Below are 22,854 nucleotides of genomic sequence, written 5' to 3'. Positions count from 1 at the left end.
GCGAGCGGCCCGGCCTGAACGGGGGCCCGGGCCACCGCCGCCGCCGCGACCGGTCAGCGGGCTCCCGCCGCGCGGAGAAGGGCGGCGATCTCGTGGTAATCCCTGGTGACGGCGTGCCGGAGAGGCGTGACGCCGTCGCCGTCGGGCAGGCCGACGTCGGCCCCCGCCGCGATGAGCAGCCTCACGATCTCCTGGTGGCGTTCGCCTCCGTCGCTGAGGACGATGGCCTCAAGGAGGCCGGTCCAGCCGAGGTTGTTGACGTGGTCGACATCGATATCGGTCTTGAGGACTTCGCGCACGTAGTCCACGTGGCCCCGTTCGCAGGCGGGGATGAGGGAGACCCCGCCGTAGCGGTTGGTGATGGTGAGGTCCGGCCGCGCCGGGAGCAGCGCCCGGAGCATGGCGACGCTCCCCGTGACGCCGGTGACGAGCCACGGGGTGTCGTGGCGGTCGTCGGGGGCGTCGGGGTCGGCGCCGGCGGCCACGAGGATCTCGGCGACTTCGACGTGGTCGGCGGCCGAGGCCAGCAGCAGGGGGGTGCGCCGGTGCGCGTCGCGGACCTCCAGGTCGGCCCCGCCGGCGATGGCCTCTCTCACACCGGGGGCGTCACCCGTGGCGGCGGCCCGCAGCAGTTGGTCGTCGAACACGTCTGCTCCTTTCCAGTGGGGATCCGCCGGCGCGCCCGGCCCGGTCGGGGACCGGAGGACGCGCTCCCGCGGTGAGGACGAACCCGGAGGTGAGGCGGCCTGTGCCGCCTCTCCGCCCTCACTCTCCTACCAGAAATCGAACCTACGGCACGCACCCGGCGGACGGCGGACCGGCCCGCCGCCGAACCGCGGAGACGGTGCTCTCCCGCGCGGATCCGCCCGGCTCAGGCGGCCGGACGCCACGCCCAGTCCGGCTCGCTCAGGCGGCCGGAGGCCACTCCCGCGGCGGAGGGGCGCCGGTTCGACGGGCGGGCGAGACCGCGGCGGCCGGCGGACGCCGGCTCGTGGGTGGCGCGGCGCAGGTCGCGGCGGAGTCGGACGATGCGCTCTTCGACGCCGCGCGTCTTCCGTTCGAGCTCGCGGAGGGCCGAGGTCTCGTCCGTGACGTACCCGTTGAGGCTTTCGCGCTGGTCGAGCAGGTCCCTCGGTACGGACCGCCCCGGCTCAAGGAGTTGCAGGTGCGCGATGCGCAGCTCGTGCAGCGACGCCGCCATCTCGCCTTCGCGGATCGAGATGCGGAGCCTGAGATGCCGGTCGGCGTGGTGCTTGAGCAGTTGCCTGAGCCGCATATGCGTGATCGTCCGCCATGGGGTCAGCGCGTAGCGCAGCACGGTGAGTACCGCGGGCAGCCGGAGCAGGTGGGTCGAGACGGGGCCGACGACCAGTACGGCGAGCCCCGCGCCGAGGGTGAACTCGGCGAAGGAGGCCCAGGCTCTGGTCATGGGCTCCGACCGCAGTTGCACCAGGGCCTCGTATTCCACGAAGGCCGCGCAGAAGAGGTAGGCGATGAACGGCGCGGCCAGCGTCATCTGGAGTCTCGGCGTGCAGCGGCTCTTCTGCCACTCCGCCTGGAGAAGACGCAGTTCGACGACGATCGCCAGCCCGATCACCGGGGCGGCGATGGCGATCGACTCCCAGTAGCCGTCCAAAGTCGCACCTCTTATAGCCGTGGGTGGAGCGACGTTCGGCGCCGAGTACACCAGAACGTGAATGGACCTCGCATGAGCGTGCAGCTTCCACTGGTCCGCGCGCGGGCGGCGTGGCGCCGCCCGGCCGGTGGGAGAGAACCAGTGTCGTGACAGGCCGCCGACGGCGACAAGGCATGGCCGTGCGTGCGCACCGCACGCCGGCCACGCCGCGCCTCAACCGGCCGCGTCGTAGTCTGCCAGCCTAGTGCGCCGGTCCCTCCGGCGGGATCCCCCGCCGGAGGGCGGATTCGACGCTCACGGCCGTTCCCGGTCAGCGCCGCCCAGCGGGCAGTTCGAGGCCCAGGAGGACCGGGTCGTGGTCGGAGGCCCGGAACGGGCCGGGTTCGTAGAGCGCCGGTGGATTGTTCTCGGTGTTGTAGTCGAGGATGCGGGCCTCGTCGGCGTTGGTGTGCCAGATGGTCGCTCCGGTCAGGCGCTGGAGCAGGCCGCGGCCGACGAGGGCGTGGTCGAGTTCCCCGGACAGGCCGTTGAAGACGTAGCTGTAGCGCTGGGAGGCGGGGACGAAACGCTTGGTGGCGCTGGTCAGGCCGCCCGCGCGGAGGGTGTCGAGGGGATCTTCTTCTCCATAGGCGTTCAAGTCGCCGAGAACGACGGGGTTGCGCAGGGCGAGGTCGGAGATGAGGCCGAGGGTGGCCTGCGCCTGCCGTACGCGTTCGGCGTTGAAGCACCCCTGGCCGTCGCCCTGGTCGGTATCGGTGCCGGTGGCGCCGTCGCAGCCCTTGGACTTGTAGTGGTTGACGAGCAGGGTGAAGGGCGTGGACCCGCCGCGGGCGCGGGCGAAGGTCTGGATCAGCGGGCGGCGGCGGAACACGGGCGATGCGGAGGTCTGCGGGTCGCCCACCGGCCGCAGCGCGGCGGGTTTGTAGATGACGCCCACCTGGATGGCGTCGGTGCCGGGGGCGGGATGGGCGAGGGCGGCGTAGGTGCCTGCGCCCACTTCGGCGTTCAGCGCGGCGACGAGGGCGTCGAGCGCGGTCTGCCCGTTGTTCTCCACCTCCATCAATCCGACGGCGTCGGCGTCGAGGGCTTTCAGCGTGGCGACGAGTTTGGCGAGCTGGCGGTCGCGTTCGGCGGCGTCGCTCGCGCCGCGGGATCCGAGGGTGGTGAACCAGTTGAGGGTGTTGAGGCTGGCGATCTTGACATTGCCGCCGACGGGGCGCGGTCGGGACGGGCGCGGGTTGGTCCGCACGAAGGAGATGGGCTTGGTGGGATGCAGGCGGTATTGCCCGAATCCGTAGCCGATGACGCCGGTCACGCCGGAGGCGCTGTCGCCGACGCGGACCACGCGGGGATCGGTGTAGGGGATGACGGGCGGGTTCTGGACGGTGGAGCCGTCGTCGAGGAGGAGGGTGCGCCGCGCGTTCCGCGCCGCGTCCGCGCCGGGGCGGTCGGTCGGCTGGTAGAGCCGACCGCCTGACGAGACGGTGACCTCGCCGTACCGTCCGAGGTTGTAGTGCTCGGACACCGTCAGCGACTGCCGGAAGGTGACGAGCATGCTCTCCAGCGGCTCGAACGTCGACCCCGCGGGGCGCGGCAGGGTGTACGGCACGGCCTTGACGGTCCCGGTGCCGCAGCGGTCGACCGCGCTGACCGGGGACAGTTCCGTCCATCCGTTGAATTCGACGGCCTTTCCGCTGACGAGCACGCGGTCGCCGACGGCGACGTCGGCGAGCGCGGTTCCGGCGAAGGCGAACAGGCCGTCGGAGGTCGCCGGGTCGGCGTCGGGGGTGGGGTCCTGCAGGAAGAAGCCCCGCAGTTGGCCGGCGCCTTGGAGGTCACTTGTGACGATGCCTTCGACGCGGACGGTCTGCCCAGCGAGCGGGCTGGTGTCGCCCGTGCCTTGGACCTCGGCGATCTGGTGGGTGGCCGGTACGGCGCAGCCGGCTTGTGCCGCCTGAGGGCTCGTGGCGTGGGCGGCGGGAAGCGTGATGAGGGCGGCTGCCAGTACGGCCGCCAGGGCGGAGTACGCCCGTGAGAGAGCGCGCATAACTCGCAGCATACGGTTGTATTACTTGGTATTTGCCAGATTATCCCCAGTAACCAAGTGATATTCGCAAGTATTGACACATCTACTCAATGAGGGGATGAATCCTCTGTAACGTCTCGCTGTAGATCCCGCCGGACCCTGCCTCTCGCGTAACCTGACCAACCCAGAAGTGTGAGTTCGGTCGCCGATCTCCGAACCTGTCCACCGATATACGGGTATGGGATGGATATGGCCCCCGCACGATCCCCCTTGCACAGCTCGGGTTGGACAAGCTGTGCCGCCACGCCCCAATGCCGCGGCGTGGCGCACCGGCCGTACGGCCGGTGCTTCGCCCATCTGGACCAGGACGAGCTCGCCGACGTTCTCGCCTCCTTCGCGCCGGGAAAGGCGCTTGACGCGCGCGGTACGGCACTGGACGACGACCTGCTCTCCCTTCTCCTCGACGCGGCACGCGACAAAGGTGTCCCGGTGCTCGGCCGGGCCCGGTTCGACGGTGCCAGGTTCACCGGGGAAGCCCGTTTCCGGGAGGTTTTGTTTACCGGGGATGTGTCATTCGACGACGCCCGTTTCGAGCGGCTCGCCTCCTTCTTCGATGCTCGATTTAAGCGAAATGTCTCATTTCGTGGCGCGCATTTCCTCCGTGAACTCTCCTTTCATGAGGTCCGGGTCGCCGGACACACTTCCTTTGACCGCGTGATCGTCGGAAGCGACGCGCTGTTCGGGAAGGCCCGGTTCGAACGCGCCCTGTCGTGCGAAGGCGCGAGGTTCGACGGGTTCGCGGCCTTCGACGAGGCCCGCTTCGGCGACGAGGTCAGCTTCCGCGGCAGCAGGTTCGGTCGGGCGGTGTCCTTCCGCCGGTCGGCGTTCGCCCGCTCGGCCGTGTTCGACGCGGTCAGGTTCACCGCCGCCGTCTACCTGTCCCCGAGCTCGGTCGGCCGCCGCATCACCCTCGCGGGGGCGCGCGCGGACAAGTCCCTGGAGGTCGCCGCCGCCGGGTGCTCGGTCGATCTGCGGCGCGTCGCCGTACTGGGGCCGAGCCGCCTGCGCCTCGCCGAGGCCGAGGCCGACCTGGCCGGCGCCGTACTCCGCGGCCCCGCGACGGTGACGGGGCGCGGGTCGCGCCTGACCTCGCTGCGCGGGGTCCACGCGGAACGGCTGACGCTCTCCGAGATGGACCTGTCCACCTGCCGCTTCGACGGCCTGCACACCCCCGAGGCGCTCCGGCTGTCACGCTGCAACTTCGCCGCGCCACCGCGCGGCGTCCGCGTCGGGCTCGGGTGGCCGCCGCTGCGCTGGTGGTCGACCCGGGCCGCGCTGGCCGACGAGGCGGCCTGGCGGGGATGGTCGCCCGAGATGCTGGACGCGCAGGCGGGCGGCGCGACGACGCCCGACCGCCTGGCCGCGCTCTACACCGGGCTCGGCGCGGTCACCGAGGACAAGCGCACCGCCGCGGACTTCGCCTTCGCCGCGATGGAGATGCGCAGGCACGGCAGCCGCAGCGTGACGCGCTGGCTGCTGTCGATCTCCTGGCTGGCCTGCGGGTACGGCCTGCGCATGGGCCGGGTGTTCGCCTGGCTGGCCCTGGTCGCGGTGCTCACGGCGGGGGCCGTGCTGTGGAGCACGACCGAGCATCTGACCACGTGGCCGCCGCACAGCTCGGGGAAGGCACCGGCCGCCCACCCGCCCGGAACCGCCCACCCGCCCGGATCCGAGTGAACGGCGTGAACGGCGTGAACGGCGTGAACGGCGTGAACGGCGCCGGATGATATCGGGTGCTTATGGCACCGCCGATCGTGGGACGGGCGACCGCTGATGAAACACTGAACGTGCCCGGTTTCGTGGTGGTGCCGTTCGCGCCGCTACTGATCCCGGCACAGGCGCTGGTCTGGCGCACGTTCCGCCCGGGACGCCGCGCCGAGCCCGCGCCGTCCTTCTTCCGACCGGTCACCGAGCCACCCCGCAGAGGCCATGCACAGAGATCTCCTGAACCTCGCCCGCGGCGACCGGGCGGTGCGCCTGCACCTCGCCCTGTGCCTGGCCGCCGCCGTCATGGGAGGGCTCCTCGTGCTGGTCACGGCCGAACTCCTGGCCGGAGCCCTGTCGGGCCGCTTCGAGATCTGGGCGCTCGGCGCGCTCGCCGCCGCCGCGGCCGTCAGGGCCCTGCTGCACTTCGCGCAGGGGATGTGGGCCGGAGCCGGAGCCACCGGGGTGAAGTCGGCCCTGCGGGGACGGCTGCTGACCAGGATCGGCGACCTCGGCCCGGCGCGGCTCACCACCCACCGCTCGGGCGAACTGGTCACCCTGAGCGGACGCGGACTCGACGCGCTCGACCCCTACCTGACCGGCTACCTGCCCGCGGTCGCCGTCGCCGGCGTCGTGCCGATCGCGGTGCTGGTGCGCCTGTTCACGGCCGACCTCGCGAGCGCCGTCATCGTCCTGCTGACCCTGCCGCTCATCCCGATCTTCGGCGCGCTCGTCGGATGGCACACCAAGGTCGTCACCGAGCGCCAGTGGAAGGCCCTCGCCCAGCTCGGCGGCCACTTCCTCGACGTGGTGCGCGGCCTTCCGACACTGCGGGCCTTCGGCAGGGCCAGATTCCAGGCCGGCGTGATCGCCGATGTCGCGCAGGCCCACAGGTCCGCGACCATGCGCACCCTGCGGGTCGCGTTCCTGTCGGCCCTCGTGCTCGAACTCGTCGCCTCGCTCTCCCTGGCGCTGGTCGCCGTGCCCGTCGGCCTGCGGCTGCTGTCCGGAACGCTGGACCTCGACACGGCCCTGCTGGTGCTGCTCCTCGCGCCCGAGGCGTACCTGCCGCTGCGGGCGATGGGCACCCGGTTCCACGCGTCGATGGAGGGGGTGGCCGCGGCCGACGCGGCCTTCGCCGTACTGGAAGGCGAGACGCGGGACGCGCGGCGCGGCCGGCGGCGGATCGAGCCCGGCGCCGCGCCGGAGATCAGGTTCGAGCGTGTGACCGTCCGCTATCCGGGCAGGGACGACGCGGCACTGGAGGACGTCTCGCTGGTCGTCGCGCCGGGGGAGAAGGTGGCGCTGGTCGGGGAGAGCGGCGCGGGCAAGAGCACCCTGCTCCACGTGTTGCTCGGCTTCGTCGCCCCCGACGAGGGGCGCGTGCTGGTCGACGGCGTCGACCTCGCCGACCTGGACCTCGCCGCCTGGCGCGAACGGCTCGCCTTCGTGCCGCAGCGGCCGCACCTGTTCGCCGCCTCAGTCGCCGACAACATCGCCCTCGGAGGTGATCCCGCCCTGGTGCGGCGGGCGGCCGAGCGGGCGCAGGCGGGCGGCTTCGTATCCGAGCTGCCGCAGGGGTACGACACGGTGCTGGGTGAGCGCGGCGCCGACCTGTCGGCCGGCCAGCGCCAGCGGGTGGCGCTGGCCCGCGCGTTCTGCCGCCCTTCGGCCTCCGTCCTGCTCCTCGACGAGCCGACGGCCCGGCTCGACGGGCGCAGCGAGGCGGCCGTCGTCGAGGCCACGCGGGCTCTGAGCGAAGGGCGCACCGCCATCGTCGTCGCCCACAGGCCCGCCATGATCGAACTGGCCGACCGCGTGGTGCGCGTGTCGGGAGCGCGGGTGCTTGAGGAGGTCGCGTGATCACGGTTCCGGACACCGGCGCGGGCCGGGCCGTCGCCCGCGCGTGGCTCATCCCCGGCTCACGCGGACGGCTGGCGCTGGCGGTGGCCGCAGGGGCCGTCGCCGAGCTCGCCGCGGTGGCGCTCATCGCCTGCGCCGCCTGGCTGATCACCCGCGCGGCCCAGCAGCCGCCGCTGGCCGCGCTGAGCGTCGCCATCGTCGCCGTCCGCGCCTTCGCCACCACCCGCGGCGTCTTCCGGTACGGCGAACGCCTCACCGGCCACGACGTCGCCCTCCGGGCGCAGGCCGCCACCCGGCAGCGCCTCTACGAGGCGCTGATCCCCGCCGGAGTGCTCCGCCGCAGGGGAGCCGACCTGCTCAGCCGCATGGTCGACGACACCGACGCCGCTCAAGACCTCCTCGTACGCTGCCTGCTGCCCTTCGCCGCGGCGCTCGTCACCGGCCTGACGGTGGTCGCCCTGGGCTTCGTCCTCCTCCCCGCGGCCGGCCTGGCGATGCTCGCCGGCCTCGGTGCGGCCGGCGTGCTCGTCCCCGCCGCGACCGCCGCCGTAGCCCGCCGCTGGTCGGCCGCGATCGCCCCCGCCCGGGCCGAACTCGCCGAGCGGGTCGCCGATCTTGTGCACGGCGCGGCCGACCTCGCGGCCTACGGCGCCGGGGACGGCGCGGTCCGCGCCGCCGCCGAGGCCGACCGCCGCCTCGCGGCCCTGGAGCGCCGCAGGACCCGGGCCCACGCCCTCACCGCCGCCGTCGGCGTCTTGCTCCAAGGCGTCACGGTCGTCATGGTGGTCCTGGCCGCCCAGGCGGCCGGCATCGGCGAGGTCACGACCGCGGTGCTCGCGCTCACCGCACTCGTCTCCTTCGAGACCGTGCTGCCTCTGGCCGCCGCGGGCGAAAGGCTGCCCGGCATTCTCGGCGCCCTGAGCCGCCTACGGGAGGTCGGCGACACCCCGCCCGCCGTACGCGCCCCTGAACGCCCCGCGCCCGCGCCGTCGGGGCCGATGACCGTGGAGGTCGACGACCTCGTCGTACGGCACGCGCCCGACAGGCCCGCCGCTCTCGACGGCGTCAGCCTCACCCTGGCCCCCGGCCGCCGCGTCGCCGTCGTGGGGCCGAGCGGGGCAGGCAAGAGCACTCTGATCAGCGCGCTGATGCGGTTCGTCGACCCCGAGTCGGGCACCATCACGCTGGGCGGCACCGACATCCGGGAGTTGTCGCCCGACGACGTTCGGGAACGGGTCACCGGGCTCACCCAGGACCCGTACGTCTTCTCGGCGAGCCTCCGCGACAACCTCCGCCTGGCCGGCCCCGGCGCGGACGACGCGGCCCTCGGCGAGGCCCTGAGACGCGCCAGGCTCGACCGGTGGGCCGAGCGCGTCGGATGGGACACGCCGCTCGGAGAGGACGGCCGCACCCTGTCGGGAGGTCAGCTGCAGCGTCTCGCGCTCGCCCGTGCCCTCCTCTGCGCGCCGCCCGTCCTCGTCCTCGACGAGCCGGCCGAGGCCCTCGACGAGGAGACCGCCGACGCCCTCATGGCCGACCTCCTCGACGCGACCCACGGGCACACCACGCTGCTCGTCACCCACCGTCTGCGCGGCCTCGACCAGGTCGACGAGATCCTCGTGCTGGAGAACGGCCGCATCACGCAGCGGGGTCCCCACGCCGTCCTCGCCGCGGAACCCGGCTACTACCGCGACCTCTGGCGGTCCGAGGCGCTTACCCGCTGATCCGGCGCCGCGCCCCCGGACGTCCGAAATGACGTGGCGGCCGGCCGAAATGGCGGGCTTCCGAGAACGACGCGGCCCTGAGAACGACGGAGCCCCCGGCCTCGCGGGTGCGGAGGCGGGCCGGGGGCGTAAGGCGTCAGGTGTGAGGCGTCAGCTCTGGGCGGGGCGCCACATGGGGTACATCGGGGGGCCGCCGTTCGGAATGTCGATCGGGTCGCCGAGGTCGTGGTAGCCGTGGCGCAGGTAGAACGCCCGGCTGCGGAGGCTGCTGGCCTCCAGGTAGGCCGGAAGGCCCGCCTTGTCGACGGCGCCGTGGTGCGCGTCGAGCAGGAGGGCGCCGAGCCCCTTGCCCTGGTGTCCGGGCAGTACCGCGAGGAAGTTCAGGTAGTGGTGGGGTTCGCCGTGCGGGTGCCGTGCGGCGAGCGCGTCGCCGACGGCGAGCAGGCGCTCGGCGTACGGCCCGGCGATCTCCACGGCGCGCTCCACCAGGTTCGGCGGGTCCGGGTAGGGCTCGGTGTTGCGGAACCACACCCCCACCGCGGACATGTCGCTGGTCGCGTAGACGTCGCCGTAGGTGAAGGCGTGCTCCGCGAACATCGCGAAGTAGGGCGGGCAGACCTGTTCGCGGATGTCCTCCGGCGGAACGGCCCACACCTGGGCGGCGCCCGGGTGGAACGCGGTGGCGATGACCTCGCCGACGGCCTCCGCGGCCCCCGGCGTGTCGGTGACGTGGACGACCTCGGTCACTGGCCGCTCCTCACGGAGGCGTGGGCGCCCATCCCGATGGCGGCATAGACCTCGGGGCGCTTCTTACGCAGCGACAGGCCGTACAGGACGCCGAACACGATGGCGACCACGTAGAAGACCGGGAGCGCCCAGCGGAGCCAGGAGTCCGGCGGGACGCCGAGCACCGTGTCGAAGTTCACCATGACGAGCGTGATGACGATGAGCAGCAGGATGCTCGCGATCGCCGGAGCGATCTTGGTGCGCCAGGCGGTCTCGGGGGCGGGGTTCTTGGCGAAGTAGGCGATCACGGAGACCGAGGTGGCGCACAGGAGCAGCAGGACGCCGAGGCCGCCGAACGATCCGAAGACGAAGAACATCTGGATGAACGGGTCAAGGTCGAAGAGCGCGTACAGAATGATCACGATGAAGCCGACGATGGTCTGCGTGATCGACCCGGTGAGCGGCGCGCCGGTCGGAGCGGAGGTCTGGCCGAAGATCTCGGGCAGCACGCGCTCGCGGCCGAGGGCGAAGAAGTAGCGCGAGATGGTGTTGTGGAAGGCGATCAGGGCGGCCATGATGCTGGTGACGAGCAGGACCGAGCCGATGGTGCTGACGGTCGACCCGAGCTGCTCGCCCGGTGTGGCGAAGTAGAGGTTCGGCCCCTGGTCGCGGGCCTCCTGCACGATCTTGTCGGTGCCGATCGGCACGGTCATCGCCCACGCGGAGAAGGCGTAGAGGATGGAGATGACGGCGAGCGCGATGTAGGTCGCCATGGGCACCGTACGGCGCGGGTCCTTGGACTCCTCGGCGAACACCACCGAGGACTCGAAACCGGAGAAGGACGCGACGCAGGTGGCGATCACGGCGCCGATGCCGGGGACGAACAGGTTGGCGGGGTCGAAGACGTCCAGGCTGTAGCCGGTGCCGGGGGCGGGGTTCACCAGGTCGACGACGTCGAAGAGCAGCACGACGGCGATCTCCGTCAGGAGCAGGATCGCGAGGATCTTGCCGTTGAGGTCGACGCGCATGAGCCCGAGCGCTCCGGTGAGCGCCCAGAAGAACAGGGCGATGACCCACCAGGGGAGCTCCACGCCGAACGCGTCCGCGATGAGCGGCTGCGTAGAGGCGCCGATGGCGCCGTAGAGCCCCACCTGCAGCGCGTTGTAGGCGAGGAGCGCGACCCAGGCGGTGGCCACGCCCACGGGCCGCCCGAGGCCCTTGGCGGTGTAGGCGTAGAAGGCTCCCGCGTTCACCACATGGCGGGCCATGGTGACGTAGCCGACAGCGAATATTCCGAGGATTGCCCCGAGCAGGAGGAAGCCGAGTGGTACGCCGGTCACGCCGGTTGCGGCGTACGCCGTGCTCACACTGCCCGCGACAACGGTCAGCGGCGCGGCGGCCGAGATAACAAAGAAGATCACCGACGGTACGCCAAGGCGGTCCTTGGCCAGCGCCGAAGTAACGGCACTGGGTCTGTGCTCTTTGAGGGACATTACGTACTCCGTGAAGGGGGTGGGTTCATCGTCGGCTGATGACGGCGTCGCCGACAGCAGCTTCGGTTTGCGCGATGAGTTCGCGCAGGTGCGCGGGGAGTGAGGCGGTCGTCTGGGCCAGGTATTCCGGGTCGCGCTCCCACAGAAAAGCCCTCTCGCCGCCACAGGCCATAAGCAGGCCCAGCAGGACCGCGTCCTGCTCGGTGAGCGCGTTTCGGCGCTGCATCGCAAGGTTGAGCCGCCCGGTGGGCCACACCGCGGTGTTGGTGTCCACCGGAATGTAGGCGGGGGTTTTGCTCAGCCATGATCGCCGCGGCCTGTGGATGTGGCCGGATTCGATCATCCGGGCCGCCACGTTGGCCTGTGCCGTCTGGCCGAGGAACTGCAGCCAGGTACGGAAGGAGTGCGACGGTTCGGCGATGATGTGATTCAGCGCTTCTTGCGTGGGATTGTCGCCAGTGGGTGTCATGTCGACTACGGCTAGTCGCACTTCTCCCACGGCCATGCCTGCCGTGATACGTCCGGCCAACATGAGCTCGCCGAGTACGGCGCCGGCCAGTCCTAGGCCTGTCACTCGCTGGTTCAGCCGCATCCGGCCGGTCCTGTCGTTGTGCAAGACAAAGAACAGGTCATCGGCCAGCCGGAAGCCCGAAAGATGATCTTTGGACACGAACCGCGATCGTATATCCAGATTTCACACTTTATATCGATATATACATAACGTTCGAGTTTCGAATCGTTCTACCTGCGGTTTTTGGGATGTGGGCTGTCCGGAACCTGCCTATATGTCCCGTCCGGAGATCGTTTGGATAGGGTTTCGGTCCCCGCCGGAAGTCGATGATGATTCGCCTGTCTTCGGGTGAAGTGCATGGTTGGAACATGGGCGGGGCTCGTGTTCACCGCCGGGGGAGTTTCGGATCATGGCTAACCCGGTTTTTGTCCTATGGGCATTGCGTGCCATCGTTTGCCGCCGAATAGTGGCAGCCACGGCGCCCCTGTTCGGCCGTGAAGATTGGAACGCGCCAGGATTTGTGCGCACGGCCCGCCAGGGCGCGCGGCGCCGAACTCCGTCCCGAAAGATTCGGCGCGGGGCGGGCGCAGCGGCGGCGAAGCATGGAATGCTGAGCGGCGGCGGGTGGTTGTCACACCTGGACAGCAAACGCCGAGACGGAGGAACCACTGGTGGCGACGGTCGAGATCACTGAGCAGAACTTCAATGAGGTCGCGGACCAGGGGATTGTGCTGCTGGACTTCTGGGCCGCGTGGTGCGGTCCATGCCGCACATTTGGACCGATCTTCGAGAAGGCATCGGATAAGCACACCGACATCACCTTCGGAAAAATCGACACCGACGCCCAGCCCGCGCTCTCCGAGGGCTTCGAGATCCGGTCCATCCCGACCGTGATGGCGATCCGCGACGGCATCGTCGTGTTCCAGCAGCCCGGCGCGCTGCCCGCCGCCGCGCTCGAAGACCTCATCGGTCAGGTCCGCGCCCTCGACATGGAGACGATCCGCTCCGAGATCGCCTCCGAAATGAGCGCCGCCGACGACAAGAAGTGACCGCCGCGGCGGGTGCCGCGAACCCGTGAAGGGCCCGGGCCATACGGCCCGGGCCCTTCACGATTTTGATCAGGCCGCCCGTCAGATCGCCCGGTAGAGCTCCGCGACGCGGAACGCGAGGTCGAGCGACTGGCTGCGGTTGAGCCGCGGATCGCACGCGGTCTCGTAACGACGGGACAGGTCGTCCTCGGCGATGGCGTGGCCGCCGCCGACGCACTCGGTGACGTCGTCGCCGGTGAACTCGATGTGGATGCCGCCCGGGTGGGTGCCGAGGGCGCGGTGCACTTCGAAGAAGCCCGCGACCTCGTCCAGCACGTCATCGAGGCGCCTGGTCTTGTGGCCGCTCGGAGCCTCGAAGGTGTTGCCGTGCATGGGGTCGCAGATCCACGCGATCTGAGCGCCGCTCGCCGTGACCTTCTCGACGAGGTCGGGGAGCACGTCCCGGATCCTGCCGGCGCCCATGCGCGTGATGAAGGTCAGCCGTCCCGGCTCGTTCTCGGGGTTGAGCTTGCGCACCAGGGCCAAGGCGTCGTCGGGCGAGGTGGTGGGGCCGAGCTTGACGCCGATGGGGTTGCGGATCCGGCTGAAGAACTCGACGTGGGCGCCGTCGAGCTGCCGGGTGCGCTCGCCGATCCACACCATGTGCGCGGACACGTCGTACGGCAGGCCGGTGCGCGAGTCGATGCGGGTGAGCGCGCGGTCGTAGTCGAGGATCAGCGCCTCGTGCGAGGAGTAGAACTCCACGGTGTGGAACTCCGACGGGTTGGCCCCGCACGCGTGCATGAACGACAGAGCCTGGTCGATCTCTCTGGCGAGCTGCTCATAGCGCCTCCCGGCCGGTGACTCGGCCACGAAGTCGCGGTTCCACGTGTGCACCTGGCGCAGGTCCGCGTATCCGCCCTTGGTGAAAGCCCGGCAAAGATTGAGCGTGACCGCGGCCGAGTGGTAGGCGCGCAGCAGCCGTTCGGGGTTCGGCCTCCTGTCCTCGGCGGTGAATTCGAAGCCGTTGACCATGTCGCCCCGGTAGGCGGGGAGCTCGGCACCGTCGCGGACCTCGACCGAGCTGGACCTCGGCTTGGCGAACTGCCCGGCCATCCGGCCGATCTTGACCACCGGCACGCTGCCCGCGTAGGTCAGGACGATGGCCATCTGGAGCAGGGTCTTGATCTTGTTGCGGACGGCCTCGGCGGTCGCTCCGGCGAAGGTCTCGGCGCAGTCGCCGCCCTGCAGCACGAAGGCGTCGCCGCGCACGACGGCGGCCAGCTCGGTCTTGAGCTGGTCGCATTCGCCGGCGAACACCAGCGGTGGGGCGACGGCGAGTTTGCCGACGACCCTGGTCAACTCGTCACGGTCAGGCCACTCGGGCTGCTGAGCGGCGGGGAGTTCCCGCCAGGAATCGAGATTGATCGGTTCAGCGCTCACAACACACCAGGCTATTGCACCTGTGAACTCAGGTCGGCAGCCTGTCCGTTCTCTGAGAAACGGTTGGGTGGAGCGGGGGGATTTCTCCGGTCAGACTATCCCAGACCACCAGGTGGGGCCGCCGGAGCGATCCGTACGTGCTCCGGGCGCACCCCGAGACCGACGAAGCGCCGCGCCACCGACCGGGTGAAGGGCAGGGCGTTCACGAACTCGGGAATCGGAGGCGGGGCCGCCATGGCCTCCAGCGTCGGGCGTATCACGCGATTCTGGACGATCCGCTGGGCGAACTGGGTGACTTTCGTGGGGAACTCCCGCCGCTGTTGGACGCGGGCCAGCATCGAGTCGGGGATCTCGGCCCCGGAGCGCAGCGGTTCGGCCAGCAGATTGGCCGCCGCGACGGCGTCCTGGATCGCGAGGTTGATCCCGACGCCGAACACCGGGGACATCGCGTGCGCGGCGTCCCCGAGGAACAGCAGCCCGGGCAGGTGCCAGCGGCGCAGCCGGTTGAGCGCCACCACCAGCACGCTCACGTCGTCAAAGCTCCTGATCCCCTCCAGCCGTCCGGCGAAGTACGGCAGGAGCCGCGCCACCGACTCCCGGAACCCCTCGATCCCCGCCGCCTTCAGCCGCCCGAACCCGCCCTTCGCGATCACGTAGGCGAGCTGCCAGTAGGTGTCCCTGTTGATGCACACCATGAAACCGCCCGTGGACGCCCGCAGGAACATGTCCTTGGGGTCTCCCTCCTCCATCGGGAGCCGGAACCAGACGACGTCCATGGGAGCGCCGAGATCCCGGGGCGCGAGGCCGACGGCCCGCCGCACATCCGAGCTCCGGCCGTCGGCTCCGACGGTCAGTCTCGCCCCGATCCGGTGTTCGGTGCCGGAAGGGTCGCGATAGCGCACTCCGCGAACCACACCGTCCTCGTGGATCACATCCGTCGCCTCCGCCTCCATGATCAGCCGGAAGTTGGGGTAGCGCCTCGCCTCTGTGATCACCAGGGTGAGGAAATCCCATTGCGGGATGAAGGCAATGTAGTTGTACTTCCCCGGGAGCCCGCGAAGGTCGGCCACCAAGCTGCTGCCGCGGTCGGCCTGGAAGGTCAACGAGTACATCTTGTGGTGGGGAAGACGGTGGAACTCCTCGGCCAACCCCAGCTCGTCGAGCACGTGAAGCGTCGACGGATGGATCGTGTCGCCGCGGAAGTCCCGCAGGAAGTCCGCGTGCTTCTCCAGCAGGGTCACATCGACGCCCGAACGCGCGAGCAAGAGGCCCAGCATCGCCCCGGCAGGGCCGCCACCTGCGATTACACATGCCGTGTCCATGACCCCATCTCATCGCCGGGACGCCGGACACGGCAACGCGCCGCGCTGAACGGCGCGGCGCGATCGCCGTCGGAGACGCTCAGACGGAGTCGGTGGACACGCTCACATGCCTGTCACCCGGATACAGGGTCACCACCGTGCCGCCGAGCTCCACCGCCCCGGCGCGACCGCCGGTGTTCTCGACGGTGAACGCGGTGGTGAACCCCTCGATGCTGAAGTCGTATCTCACCTGGAGCCGCAGCTCCGGTCTCCCGTCCTCCGGCGGCAGCACGTGGACCAGCGTGGCGAACCCGCAGTCGTCCTCCACCACGACCAGCTCGGTGAGCCGCCAGTCGGCGTCGGCGGCGGGGCCGTACGGCACCCTCGGCAGCGGCGGGCGGGACCGGCCGCCGCGGCTCAGCGACAGGACGGCGGCGCCCCGCTCGTTGATCTCCGCATGCCAGCCGCCCAGGCTCAGGATGTAGCGTCGTGGCACGGCGTCGATGGGCGCGGGGGAGTCGGGCACAGATGGTCCCTTCATGATGCGGTCGGCCGGGCGGAGGACGGGTTCGCTCAACCTTCCAGGCCGGATCGTCGTCCGCCGCGGGGCTTCAGGTGGACGCTCGGGCGACCAGGTGCGGAGAGAGGATCACCGCGGGCGTCAGCGGCGTGTCGCCGTTGATGCGGGCGATCAGCAGGTGCGCCATCCGCCGCCCCATGGTGTCGGTCGGCTGGTGCACGGTGGTGAGCGGGGGATCGGTGTGCGCGGCCGCGCCCGAATCGTCGAACCCCGCCACGGCGATGTCGCCCGGCACGGCCAGGCCGCGTTCCCGCAGCACCCGCATCGCCCCGATCGCCATCGGGTCGGACGCCGCGAACACCGCGTCGACGCCTGGATCGACCGCGAGCAGCTCACGCATGGCGACCATGCCGCCGACCTCGCTGAAGTCGCCGTAGGCGACGGGGCCCGCCACGCCCGCCGGGTCGGCGGCGTCATGGAACCCCGCCAGGCGGTCCACCCCGGCACCGATGTCCTGAGAGCCGGCGATGGCCGCGATCCGGCGGCGGCCCCGGGCGATGAGATGCTCGACGGCCAGCCGCGCCCCCGCCCGGTTGTCCACGTCCACGTAGCACGCGGGGTCGACTCCGACGGGCCTGCCCCCGATCACCGTCGGCACCCCCATCGCCTCCAGGCGGCTCGGCAGGGGGTCGCCGGCGGGAAGGGCCAGCAGCAGCACGCCGTCCACATGCTGGCATGTCAGGTAGCGCGCGAGGCGCTCGTGCTCCTCGCTCGACTGCGCCATCGCCAGGATGAGCTGCAGCCCCGTCTCCGACAGCGCCGCGCCGATGCCCCGGATGGTGTCCGCGAAGAAAGGCTCGTCGAAGATCCGCCGGCGGCTCTCGGACACCACCAGGGCCACGGTGTCGGTGCGCCGCGTGACCAGACTGCGCGCCGCCCGGTTGGGGACGTAGCCGAGCTCGTCGATGGCCTGGAGCACGGCGTCGCGGGCCCTCTCGCTCACCTTGGGCGACCCGTTGACGACCCGCGAGACCGTGCCGCGCCCGACACCGGCTCTCGCGGCGACCGCCTCAAGGGTCGGTCGAACGGTCGTGCGCTGGATCCCGGACATGAACCAGCCCCTTTGAGGTGGTGGTCAGTGAGTCTCTCTCCTGTCATCCCGCGGGTCTCCGGCGAGACAAGGAACAACCGGAGAAGTGCATGGGGCTCCGCCCGGGATGCGCCCCCTATTGTGGCCGAGGCGCAGGGGTTCCGCTGGAAAATATGGGAGATGTTTTGTCTTTTTTCTTGAGCGGACAGGGCTTTCCCTACGGCAGGCCCCGCACACCGCCCGGACGCTCCCTACGGAGACGGGCGACTAATGCCCGGCGCCGCCGGCCGAGGTATTCGCCGGACCGTGGGCCCCTTTCAAACCCGCGCGGCCGATAGGGCGCACGGGCCGCGGGTTAAGGAAAGGACCTGCCCACCGCGGGGGCACGCTCCGCCGGGTCGAAATGCGCTCACAGAGCGTAACGATTTCCGGGTGCCGGGTGCGCGGCAGGCCTTAATTCACGTAACCCGGAGATACGGACGGCATTCAGCGGGATTGCGGGACGGGTTTTTCCCTCCCCGCCGGGAGCGCTCCGCGCGCGCCGCCTCGCCGTACGGCACGGGCCTGGGACGCCACCCGGGACACGACCTGGGACGCCATCTGGGACGCCATCTGGGACGCCGCGTCCCCGGGAACGTCTCCAGGACGTCCCGGGAACGTCCCCGGACATCCCCGGCGTCCCGCGGATTCGCGAGCGTAATCGAACCGCTTCACACCGGCGCCGAATAAGCCCAGGTCATTGCGCTCGCCGTCATATTCCCGCAGATAGTCGGGCCGCCCGGCCACCGGGGGCGTCCCCGCCTCGCGATGGCACCGCTCCATGCGGCACTGTAAGCCGGGGCATACCTTGTGACCCATGGTGCGGTGTTATACCCTGCGTTAATGCCGAGTCGGCTGCGAGGCAGCCCACTGTGGCATTAGGAGCCATTAGCATGGCGACGCGCTCCGACCGGTCCGCTCGGACAAGCGCTCATATTCGAGCCGTGGAGCGGTTTCGCCGACCCGTCGGGGGCTAAAAGTGAGACTTTCCCATGGGTCTCGCGTTTCGTTGGCGGGCCTGCCTCCTTCAATAACTCCCCGGTGTTCGACCGCGTCCGGCGGCTTCGCGCGCGGCGGTTCGAGAAGCAGATGAGAGGAGAAGTGGGGACGTGCAGCACTCGCGGCTCGGCCGTACCGCGTTGAAGGTGAGCCGGCTGTGCCTCGGAACCCTGAACTTCGGCGTCCGCACCTCCAAGGAGGACGCTTTCCGCCTCATGGACGAGGCGCTGGACCGGCGGATCAACTTCTTCGACACCGCCGACCACTACGGGTGGCAGGTCTACCGGGGGCTGACGGAGGAGCTCATCGGCGAGTGGTTCGCCGGAGGGGGCGGGCGGCGGGAGAAAGTCGTCCTCGGCACCAAGGTGTTCAGCCCGATGAGTGACTGGCCCAATGATGGCGGCCTGTCGGCCCGGCACATCGTCGCCGCGTGCGAGGACTCGCTCCGCAGGCTCCGCACCGATTGGATTGATCTCTACCAGATGCACCACGTCGACAGGTCGGCCCCCTGGGAGGAGGTGTGGGGGGCGATGGAGACCCTGGTCCAGCAGGGCAAGATCCGCTATGTCGGGTCGTCCAACTTCGGCGGATGGCATCTGGCCGCGGCCCAGGAGGCGGCCCACGACCGGCGCTTCCTCGGCCTGGTCTCCGAGCAGTGCGTCTACAACCTCGTGACCCGGCATGTCGAAGTAGACCTGATCCCGGCCGCCCTCGCGTACGGCATCGGCGTGTTCGCCTGGTCTCCGCTCCACGGCGGCCTACTCGGCGGCGCGCTGCGCAAACTCGGCGACGGCACCGCCGTCAAAACCGCCCAAGGCCGCGCCAAGGTCGCGCTCGACGCCCACCGGCGGGCCATCGCCCTCTACGAGGACGATTGCGCGGATCTCCGGCTGGACCCGGCCGAGGTGGCCATGGCCTGGGTGCTGTCCCAGCCCGGGGTGACCGGGATCGTCATCGGCCCCCGGACCATGGAGCACCTCGACGGCGCGGAGCGGGCATTGGCCCTCGCCCTCGACGACGACCTCCTGGCCAGGCTGGACACGCTGTTCCCTCCACTCGACACCGGAGGCGCGCCCGACACCGGAGGCGCGCCCGACACCGGAGGCGTGCCGCCGGAGGGCCGGTGAGCGCGCCCGGGGACGCGACGGCTAGAGGGTGCCGTCCGCCGCCTTCTTGAGCGGAGCCCACCAGGCGCGGTTGCGTTTGTACGAGTCCACGGTGTCCGCCAGGCCCTGGGCGAAGGGGATGTACGGCCGGAAGCCCAGCTCGGCCGAGATCTTGGAACTGTCCAGGCGGTAGCGCCGGTCCGCCGCCCTGCGGACGGCCGACCGGTCGCGATCATATCCGGGTGTCTCCGGACATGGCGAGGGCCGCACGCGGTGGGTGCGTGCGGCCCTCTTTTTGGCGTACGTCCTGCTGATTACGCCTTGGCGTAGACGGGATAGCCGTATCCCGCCACGTCGGACTTGTTGCGCTGGCGGATCTCGACGGCGCCGTTGCCGGTGTTGCCTTCGACCGTGGTGATGGTGCTGTCGCCGTTGTCCTTGACCACGAAGCCCACGTGGTCGATGCCCTCGACGCCGCCGCCGCCCCAGGCGAAGAAGACGACCGCTCCGGGCTCCGCCTTGCTGCCCCAGTGCTGGTTCTTCTGGAACCACTTGGCGTGGGCGACGGTGTAGGCGTCCCAGCCGACGGTCGGGCGGATGCCGAGCTGGTCGCCGACCCAGGAGACGAACATGTTGCACCAGGGTGCGTTGACGTAGGCCGAGGGGGTGCCGCCTCCGTCGCGGGCGAGGGTCTCGCGGGCCCGCTCAGAGGACGCGTACCACTGCTGGAACTTGGTTCCGCCGCCGCTGGAGTTCTCCTTGATGCCGACCTGCGCGGTGGCCAGGTCGATGAGCTGCTTGGCGGTCACCTGAGGCAGGGACGCGGCCTTGAGCTCAAGCGGGGTCTTGGCGGGCTGGTGGTTGACCGAGCTGTCGGCCAGGGCCACTCCGGAGGCGGTTCCGGTGGCCAGAGCGGCCCCGATCAGGACGGTGGCGAGGCGCTTCGTGCTCTTGGGGGTAAAGGGGAACTTGCGCATGAGGGGGTGAACTCCCTTGCTTCCATGCCGCCTACCGGGTTAGCTGACGGGTTCGGGCTTGGAAGTGCCCTACAGCGCGGGCCGCGTGGGCGGCCGTGCTGATTCACCCCTGTTGGGACGTGAGCTTCGTCGTCAGGTCGGGTGGGCCCGGCGGGGAAGGCGTCTTCCGGGGGGAATCGGCCTAAGGTCCGGGTCCGGGACTGGACGAGCGGCGCTCGGTGGGTCCCCGGTTCCGCATGTCGCGGATTCGGCGGCCGTGTCTCCGTGGAGTGATCGTCTGTGGGGACACGGTCCGGGCAATGTGATGGCAACGGCTGCACGTGTGGGATCACGTACGACGACTGCCTTGAGTGCCCTCAACGTAATACACCGGACAAGGAAACACAAACGTCTTAAACCAACTTATTTTTTGATCAAAGGGAGTAAAGTCCCCAAACCCCCCTATATCGCGGCGATAACGGGACCTTGCACATCGTGGGTAAAGGTCATGGGAACGGCGTGGATGATCATGGAATGATGGCCGTCCCGGGGGCCGGGGGGCGGCCCTTCTTTGCCTGGACAGAGGGGTGTCCAGCGGTTTCATCCGGGATTCGTAAAGATCCGAGTCATGGTGCACGCCGTGGAGGCGTCGGTCGGGAAGGTGCTTCTTCCCGGCTGCCGGCACATGTTTCACAGCGGACTCGGCCGAGAGCCGAGCAGCGCTTTCCCGGTCATCCGGGCCTTCGGCGTACAGGTTCTCGGTGGGCGTTCCCGTGCCTCGCCGCCGCCCTCGACGACCACGCGTCCGTCCTCCGACGTGGCTCGGCTCGGGCGTCGCTCCCGCTCGCCGTTCACGCCGGGCCGGGGGTGCCCTGCCCGGCCCCCGCCCTGCGTCGCAGATGGGAGGCGGTGTCCTGCCTGTTCGGATCGTACGGTGTGAGCGGTGTTGAGAGGCTGGTGATGCTTGTGCAATTAACGATGCATGCGCGACCAAAGAAGCTTATGGGTCTTTTGGGAATCTCGAGGCTGGTGATGCGTCGGGATTCCCTATCTTTGAGGTCTTCTGCCGGTTTTCAGGGTGGAGGAGAGGGGAATCCGGATCCCGGCTGTGCGGTGCCGGTGCACCTCCCGGGGGGCATTCCATGCCGTGACGCCCGGGAGACGAATACGGGCCATGGCGAGGCGGTTGCGAATCGCTCTTGTTATGAAATGAGTAACGTTTCATAAACCGTCATTTCCTAATGAGTCATAAATGCTCACCGTGTATTTCAGGAATGGGACGTCCTCGTGTCGTCCGTACGGTGTCGCGCCCGCCCGATCCGCCGACGTCTACGGGGAAGCGGGGGCCGGGGAAGCCGTGTCAGGCGCCGAAGACGTCGGGGTCCGGCCCCAGGCGGCGGCCCGCGTCGAGACGGGAGATCGCGCCCATGTCCTCGTCATCAAGCTCGAAACCGAAAATGTCAAGGTTCTCGGAGATCCTCGAAGGCGTGACCGATTTGGGGATGGCGATGTTGCCGAGCTGGACATGCCAGCGCAGCACCACCTGCGCGGGGGTTCTCCCGTGCTTGGCGGCCACGTCGGTGACGGCCCGCTCGCCGAGGACGCCCCGGCCCTGGCCGAGCGGACTCCATGCCTCGGTGGCGATGCCGTGCTCGGCGTGGAAGGCGCGCAGGGAGCGCTGGGTGAGCCATGGGTGGAGTTCGATCTGGTTGACGGCCGGGACGATGCCCGACCCCTGGATGAGCCTGGTCAGGTGGGTGGCGGTGAAGTTGGACACGCCGATGGCACGTACGCGGCCGTCGGCGTAGAGCTCGGCCAGCGCCCGCCAGGCGTCGAGGTAGCGGTCCTGGCCGGGGGCCGGCCAGTGGATGAGGTAGAGGTCGAGGTAGTCGAGCCCGAGCTTGCTCATGCTGGTGTCGAAGGCGGCGAGGGCCCGGTGGTGGTCGTGCTCGTCGTTCCACAGCTTCGTCGTGATGAACAGCTCCTCCCGGGGCACGGAGGAGGCGCGTACGGCCCTGCCCACGCCTTCCTCGTTCTCATAGAGCTTGGCCGTGTCCAGGCTGCGGTAGCCGGCCTCCAGAGCGGTGGCCACGGCCCGCTCCGCCTCGGTGTCGGTCATCTTCCACAGCCCGAACCCCAGCTGGGGCATGGCCACACCGTTGTTGAGGGTGATCTCCGTCGTTGTCATCCGATGCTCCGAAGGGGAAACCGCCAGGGACGGGTGCCGACGCACCATGATCGCATTCGTGGCGGGCGGGGAACCGGGGACACGCGGGGTGCCAGGCCGGGCTTGAGCCTGTGACGTGGCTGAAGTTTCATGCAAGCCCGCGGGAAATCCACGTCAAGCCCCGTCTGGGGCGACCGACTCATGCACACTATGAATCCAGCCACATTTCCGACATATGGCTGGAACAGCCATGAAACACGTGTCAGGCATGGTGGCCTGGACACGGCGGACACGACCGGCCCCGCGCCCGCGCCGGCCTCACGGGGGCGTCGCGGAGGCGGGTACCACGGAGGCGATGCGGCCGAGCGCGTGGAGCGCCGCCAGGGCGCTCTCACAGGCCTCTCAGAGAGGCCGCGGCGGCCCGGCGGCGGCCGGCCCCGTGAGCGTGCGGCGCGCCGGTGG

18 protein-coding genes and 1 riboswitch are annotated in these 22,854 nt (G+C 70.0%); of the genes, 5 read left to right on the top strand and 13 right to left on the bottom strand.

All coding sequences use genetic code 11. From position 1 onward, the window contains the following. Positions 1-53: 53 nt before the first annotated feature. The 3 genes from BLQ73_RS19660 to BLQ73_RS19650 form a co-directional block, all read right to left on the bottom strand. Positions 54-647 (bottom strand): ankyrin repeat domain-containing protein, encoded by a 594-nt coding sequence (locus BLQ73_RS19660; protein ID WP_093171970.1) that lies wholly within the window; start codon positions 645-647, stop codon positions 54-56. A 224-nt stretch (positions 648-871) separates the two neighbouring features. Beyond that, entirely contained in the window at positions 872-1,636 is a 765-nt protein-coding gene (locus tag BLQ73_RS19655) for a hypothetical protein (RefSeq protein WP_093171968.1), read from the bottom strand. Between the two features lie 310 nt (positions 1,637-1,946). Then, the gene (locus tag BLQ73_RS19650; RefSeq protein ID WP_245691206.1) at positions 1,947-3,683 is read right to left on the bottom strand and encodes an ExeM/NucH family extracellular endonuclease; all 1,737 of its coding nucleotides are present in this window, start codon (positions 3,681-3,683) and stop codon (positions 1,947-1,949) included. A 300-nt stretch (positions 3,684-3,983) separates the two neighbouring features. On the opposite strand from BLQ73_RS19650, the gene BLQ73_RS19645 reads away from it, so the two are divergent. The 3 genes from BLQ73_RS19645 (at position 3,984) to cydC (ending at position 9,013) form a co-directional block, all read left to right on the top strand. Continuing rightward, positions 3,984-5,399: a pentapeptide repeat-containing protein gene (locus BLQ73_RS19645; protein WP_176955552.1), complete on the top strand. Its 1,416-nt coding sequence runs from the start codon at positions 3,984-3,986 to the stop codon at positions 5,397-5,399. 252 nt (positions 5,400-5,651) lie between these two features. Then, the gene (cydD, locus tag BLQ73_RS19640) at positions 5,652-7,289 is read left to right on the top strand and encodes a thiol reductant ABC exporter subunit CydD (protein WP_093171962.1); all 1,638 of its coding nucleotides are present in this window, start codon (positions 5,652-5,654) and stop codon (positions 7,287-7,289) included. Then, complete coding sequence (gene cydC / locus BLQ73_RS19635) at positions 7,286-9,013, top strand: thiol reductant ABC exporter subunit CydC (protein WP_245691205.1); 1,728 nt, start codon at positions 7,286-7,288, stop codon at positions 9,011-9,013. Before cydD ends, cydC begins: the two co-directional genes overlap by 4 nt. 150 nt (positions 9,014-9,163) lie before the next feature. Here the strand turns inward: cydC and BLQ73_RS33490 are convergent, their stop codons facing one another. From BLQ73_RS33490 to BLQ73_RS19620, 3 genes are read right to left on the bottom strand one after another with little or no spacing between them, the layout of a single operon-like run. Then, positions 9,164-9,760: a GNAT family N-acetyltransferase gene (locus tag BLQ73_RS33490; RefSeq protein WP_218125938.1), complete on the bottom strand. Its 597-nt coding sequence runs from the start codon at positions 9,758-9,760 to the stop codon at positions 9,164-9,166. Beyond that, positions 9,757-11,232: an APC family permease gene (locus BLQ73_RS19625; protein WP_218125937.1), complete on the bottom strand. Its 1,476-nt coding sequence runs from the start codon at positions 11,230-11,232 to the stop codon at positions 9,757-9,759. Before BLQ73_RS19625 ends, BLQ73_RS33490 begins: the two co-directional genes overlap by 4 nt. A gap of 25 nt (positions 11,233-11,257) precedes the next feature. After that, the gene (locus tag BLQ73_RS19620) at positions 11,258-11,902 is read right to left on the bottom strand and encodes a GOLPH3/VPS74 family protein (protein WP_176955550.1); all 645 of its coding nucleotides are present in this window, start codon (positions 11,900-11,902) and stop codon (positions 11,258-11,260) included. 512 nt (positions 11,903-12,414) lie between these two features. On the opposite strand from BLQ73_RS19620, the gene trxA reads away from it, so the two are divergent. Continuing rightward, positions 12,415-12,792 carry a thioredoxin gene (gene trxA, locus BLQ73_RS19615; RefSeq protein WP_093171956.1) on the top strand — a complete coding sequence of 126 codons (378 nt, stop codon included), beginning with the start codon at positions 12,415-12,417 and terminating at the stop codon, positions 12,790-12,792. A gap of 81 nt (positions 12,793-12,873) precedes the next feature. Here trxA and BLQ73_RS19610 read toward each other — a convergent pair whose 3' ends face one another. The 4 genes from BLQ73_RS19610 to BLQ73_RS19595 form a co-directional block, all read right to left on the bottom strand. After that, positions 12,874-14,214 carry a class II 3-deoxy-7-phosphoheptulonate synthase gene (locus BLQ73_RS19610; RefSeq protein WP_093171954.1) on the bottom strand — a complete coding sequence of 447 codons (1,341 nt, stop codon included), beginning with the start codon at positions 14,212-14,214 and terminating at the stop codon, positions 12,874-12,876. 95 nt (positions 14,215-14,309) lie between these two features. Beyond that, positions 14,310-15,536, bottom strand: coding sequence for an FAD-dependent oxidoreductase (locus tag BLQ73_RS19605; RefSeq protein WP_093171952.1), 1,227 nt, complete (start codon positions 15,534-15,536; stop codon positions 14,310-14,312). Positions 15,537-15,615: 79 nt separating this feature from the next. Next, a complete protein-coding gene (locus BLQ73_RS19600; protein WP_093171950.1) occupies positions 15,616-16,041 on the bottom strand; it encodes an aldose epimerase family protein in 426 nt (141 codons plus the stop codon). An 85-nt stretch (positions 16,042-16,126) separates the two neighbouring features. Then, the gene (locus BLQ73_RS19595) at positions 16,127-17,146 is read right to left on the bottom strand and encodes a LacI family DNA-binding transcriptional regulator (RefSeq protein ID WP_093171948.1); all 1,020 of its coding nucleotides are present in this window, start codon (positions 17,144-17,146) and stop codon (positions 16,127-16,129) included. 1,127 nt (positions 17,147-18,273) lie between these two features. Here BLQ73_RS19595 and BLQ73_RS19590 point away from each other — a divergent pair. Next, entirely contained in the window at positions 18,274-19,290 is a 1,017-nt protein-coding gene (locus BLQ73_RS19590) for an aldo/keto reductase (protein WP_093171946.1), read from the top strand. Between the two features lie 21 nt (positions 19,291-19,311). On the opposite strand, the gene BLQ73_RS19585 is transcribed toward BLQ73_RS19590, so the two are convergent. The 3 genes from BLQ73_RS19585 to BLQ73_RS19575 all read right to left on the bottom strand — a co-directional run bounded on the left by BLQ73_RS19585 (position 19,312) and on the right by BLQ73_RS19575 (position 22,413). Continuing rightward, positions 19,312-19,539, bottom strand: coding sequence for a hypothetical protein (locus BLQ73_RS19585; RefSeq protein WP_093171944.1), 228 nt, complete (start codon positions 19,537-19,539; stop codon positions 19,312-19,314). 44 nt (positions 19,540-19,583) lie between these two features. Beyond that, complete coding sequence (locus BLQ73_RS19580) at positions 19,584-20,246, bottom strand: CHAP domain-containing protein (RefSeq protein WP_093171942.1); 663 nt, start codon at positions 20,244-20,246, stop codon at positions 19,584-19,586. 14 nt (positions 20,247-20,260) lie between these two features. Then, positions 20,261-20,509, bottom strand: a riboswitch (cyclic di-AMP (ydaO/yuaA leader). 1,076 nt (positions 20,510-21,585) lie between these two features. Continuing rightward, positions 21,586-22,413, bottom strand: coding sequence for an aldo/keto reductase (locus BLQ73_RS19575; protein WP_093171939.1), 828 nt, complete (start codon positions 22,411-22,413; stop codon positions 21,586-21,588). Positions 22,414-22,854 lie beyond the last annotated feature (441 nt).

This window comes from Sinosporangium album (genome assembly GCF_900100605.1).
In the GTDB taxonomy this organism is placed as follows: domain Bacteria; phylum Actinomycetota; class Actinomycetes; order Streptosporangiales; family Streptosporangiaceae; genus Sinosporangium; species Sinosporangium album.
Note: the sequence above shows the minus strand (reverse complement) of the source record. Positions and strands in the feature narration are given on the sequence as shown.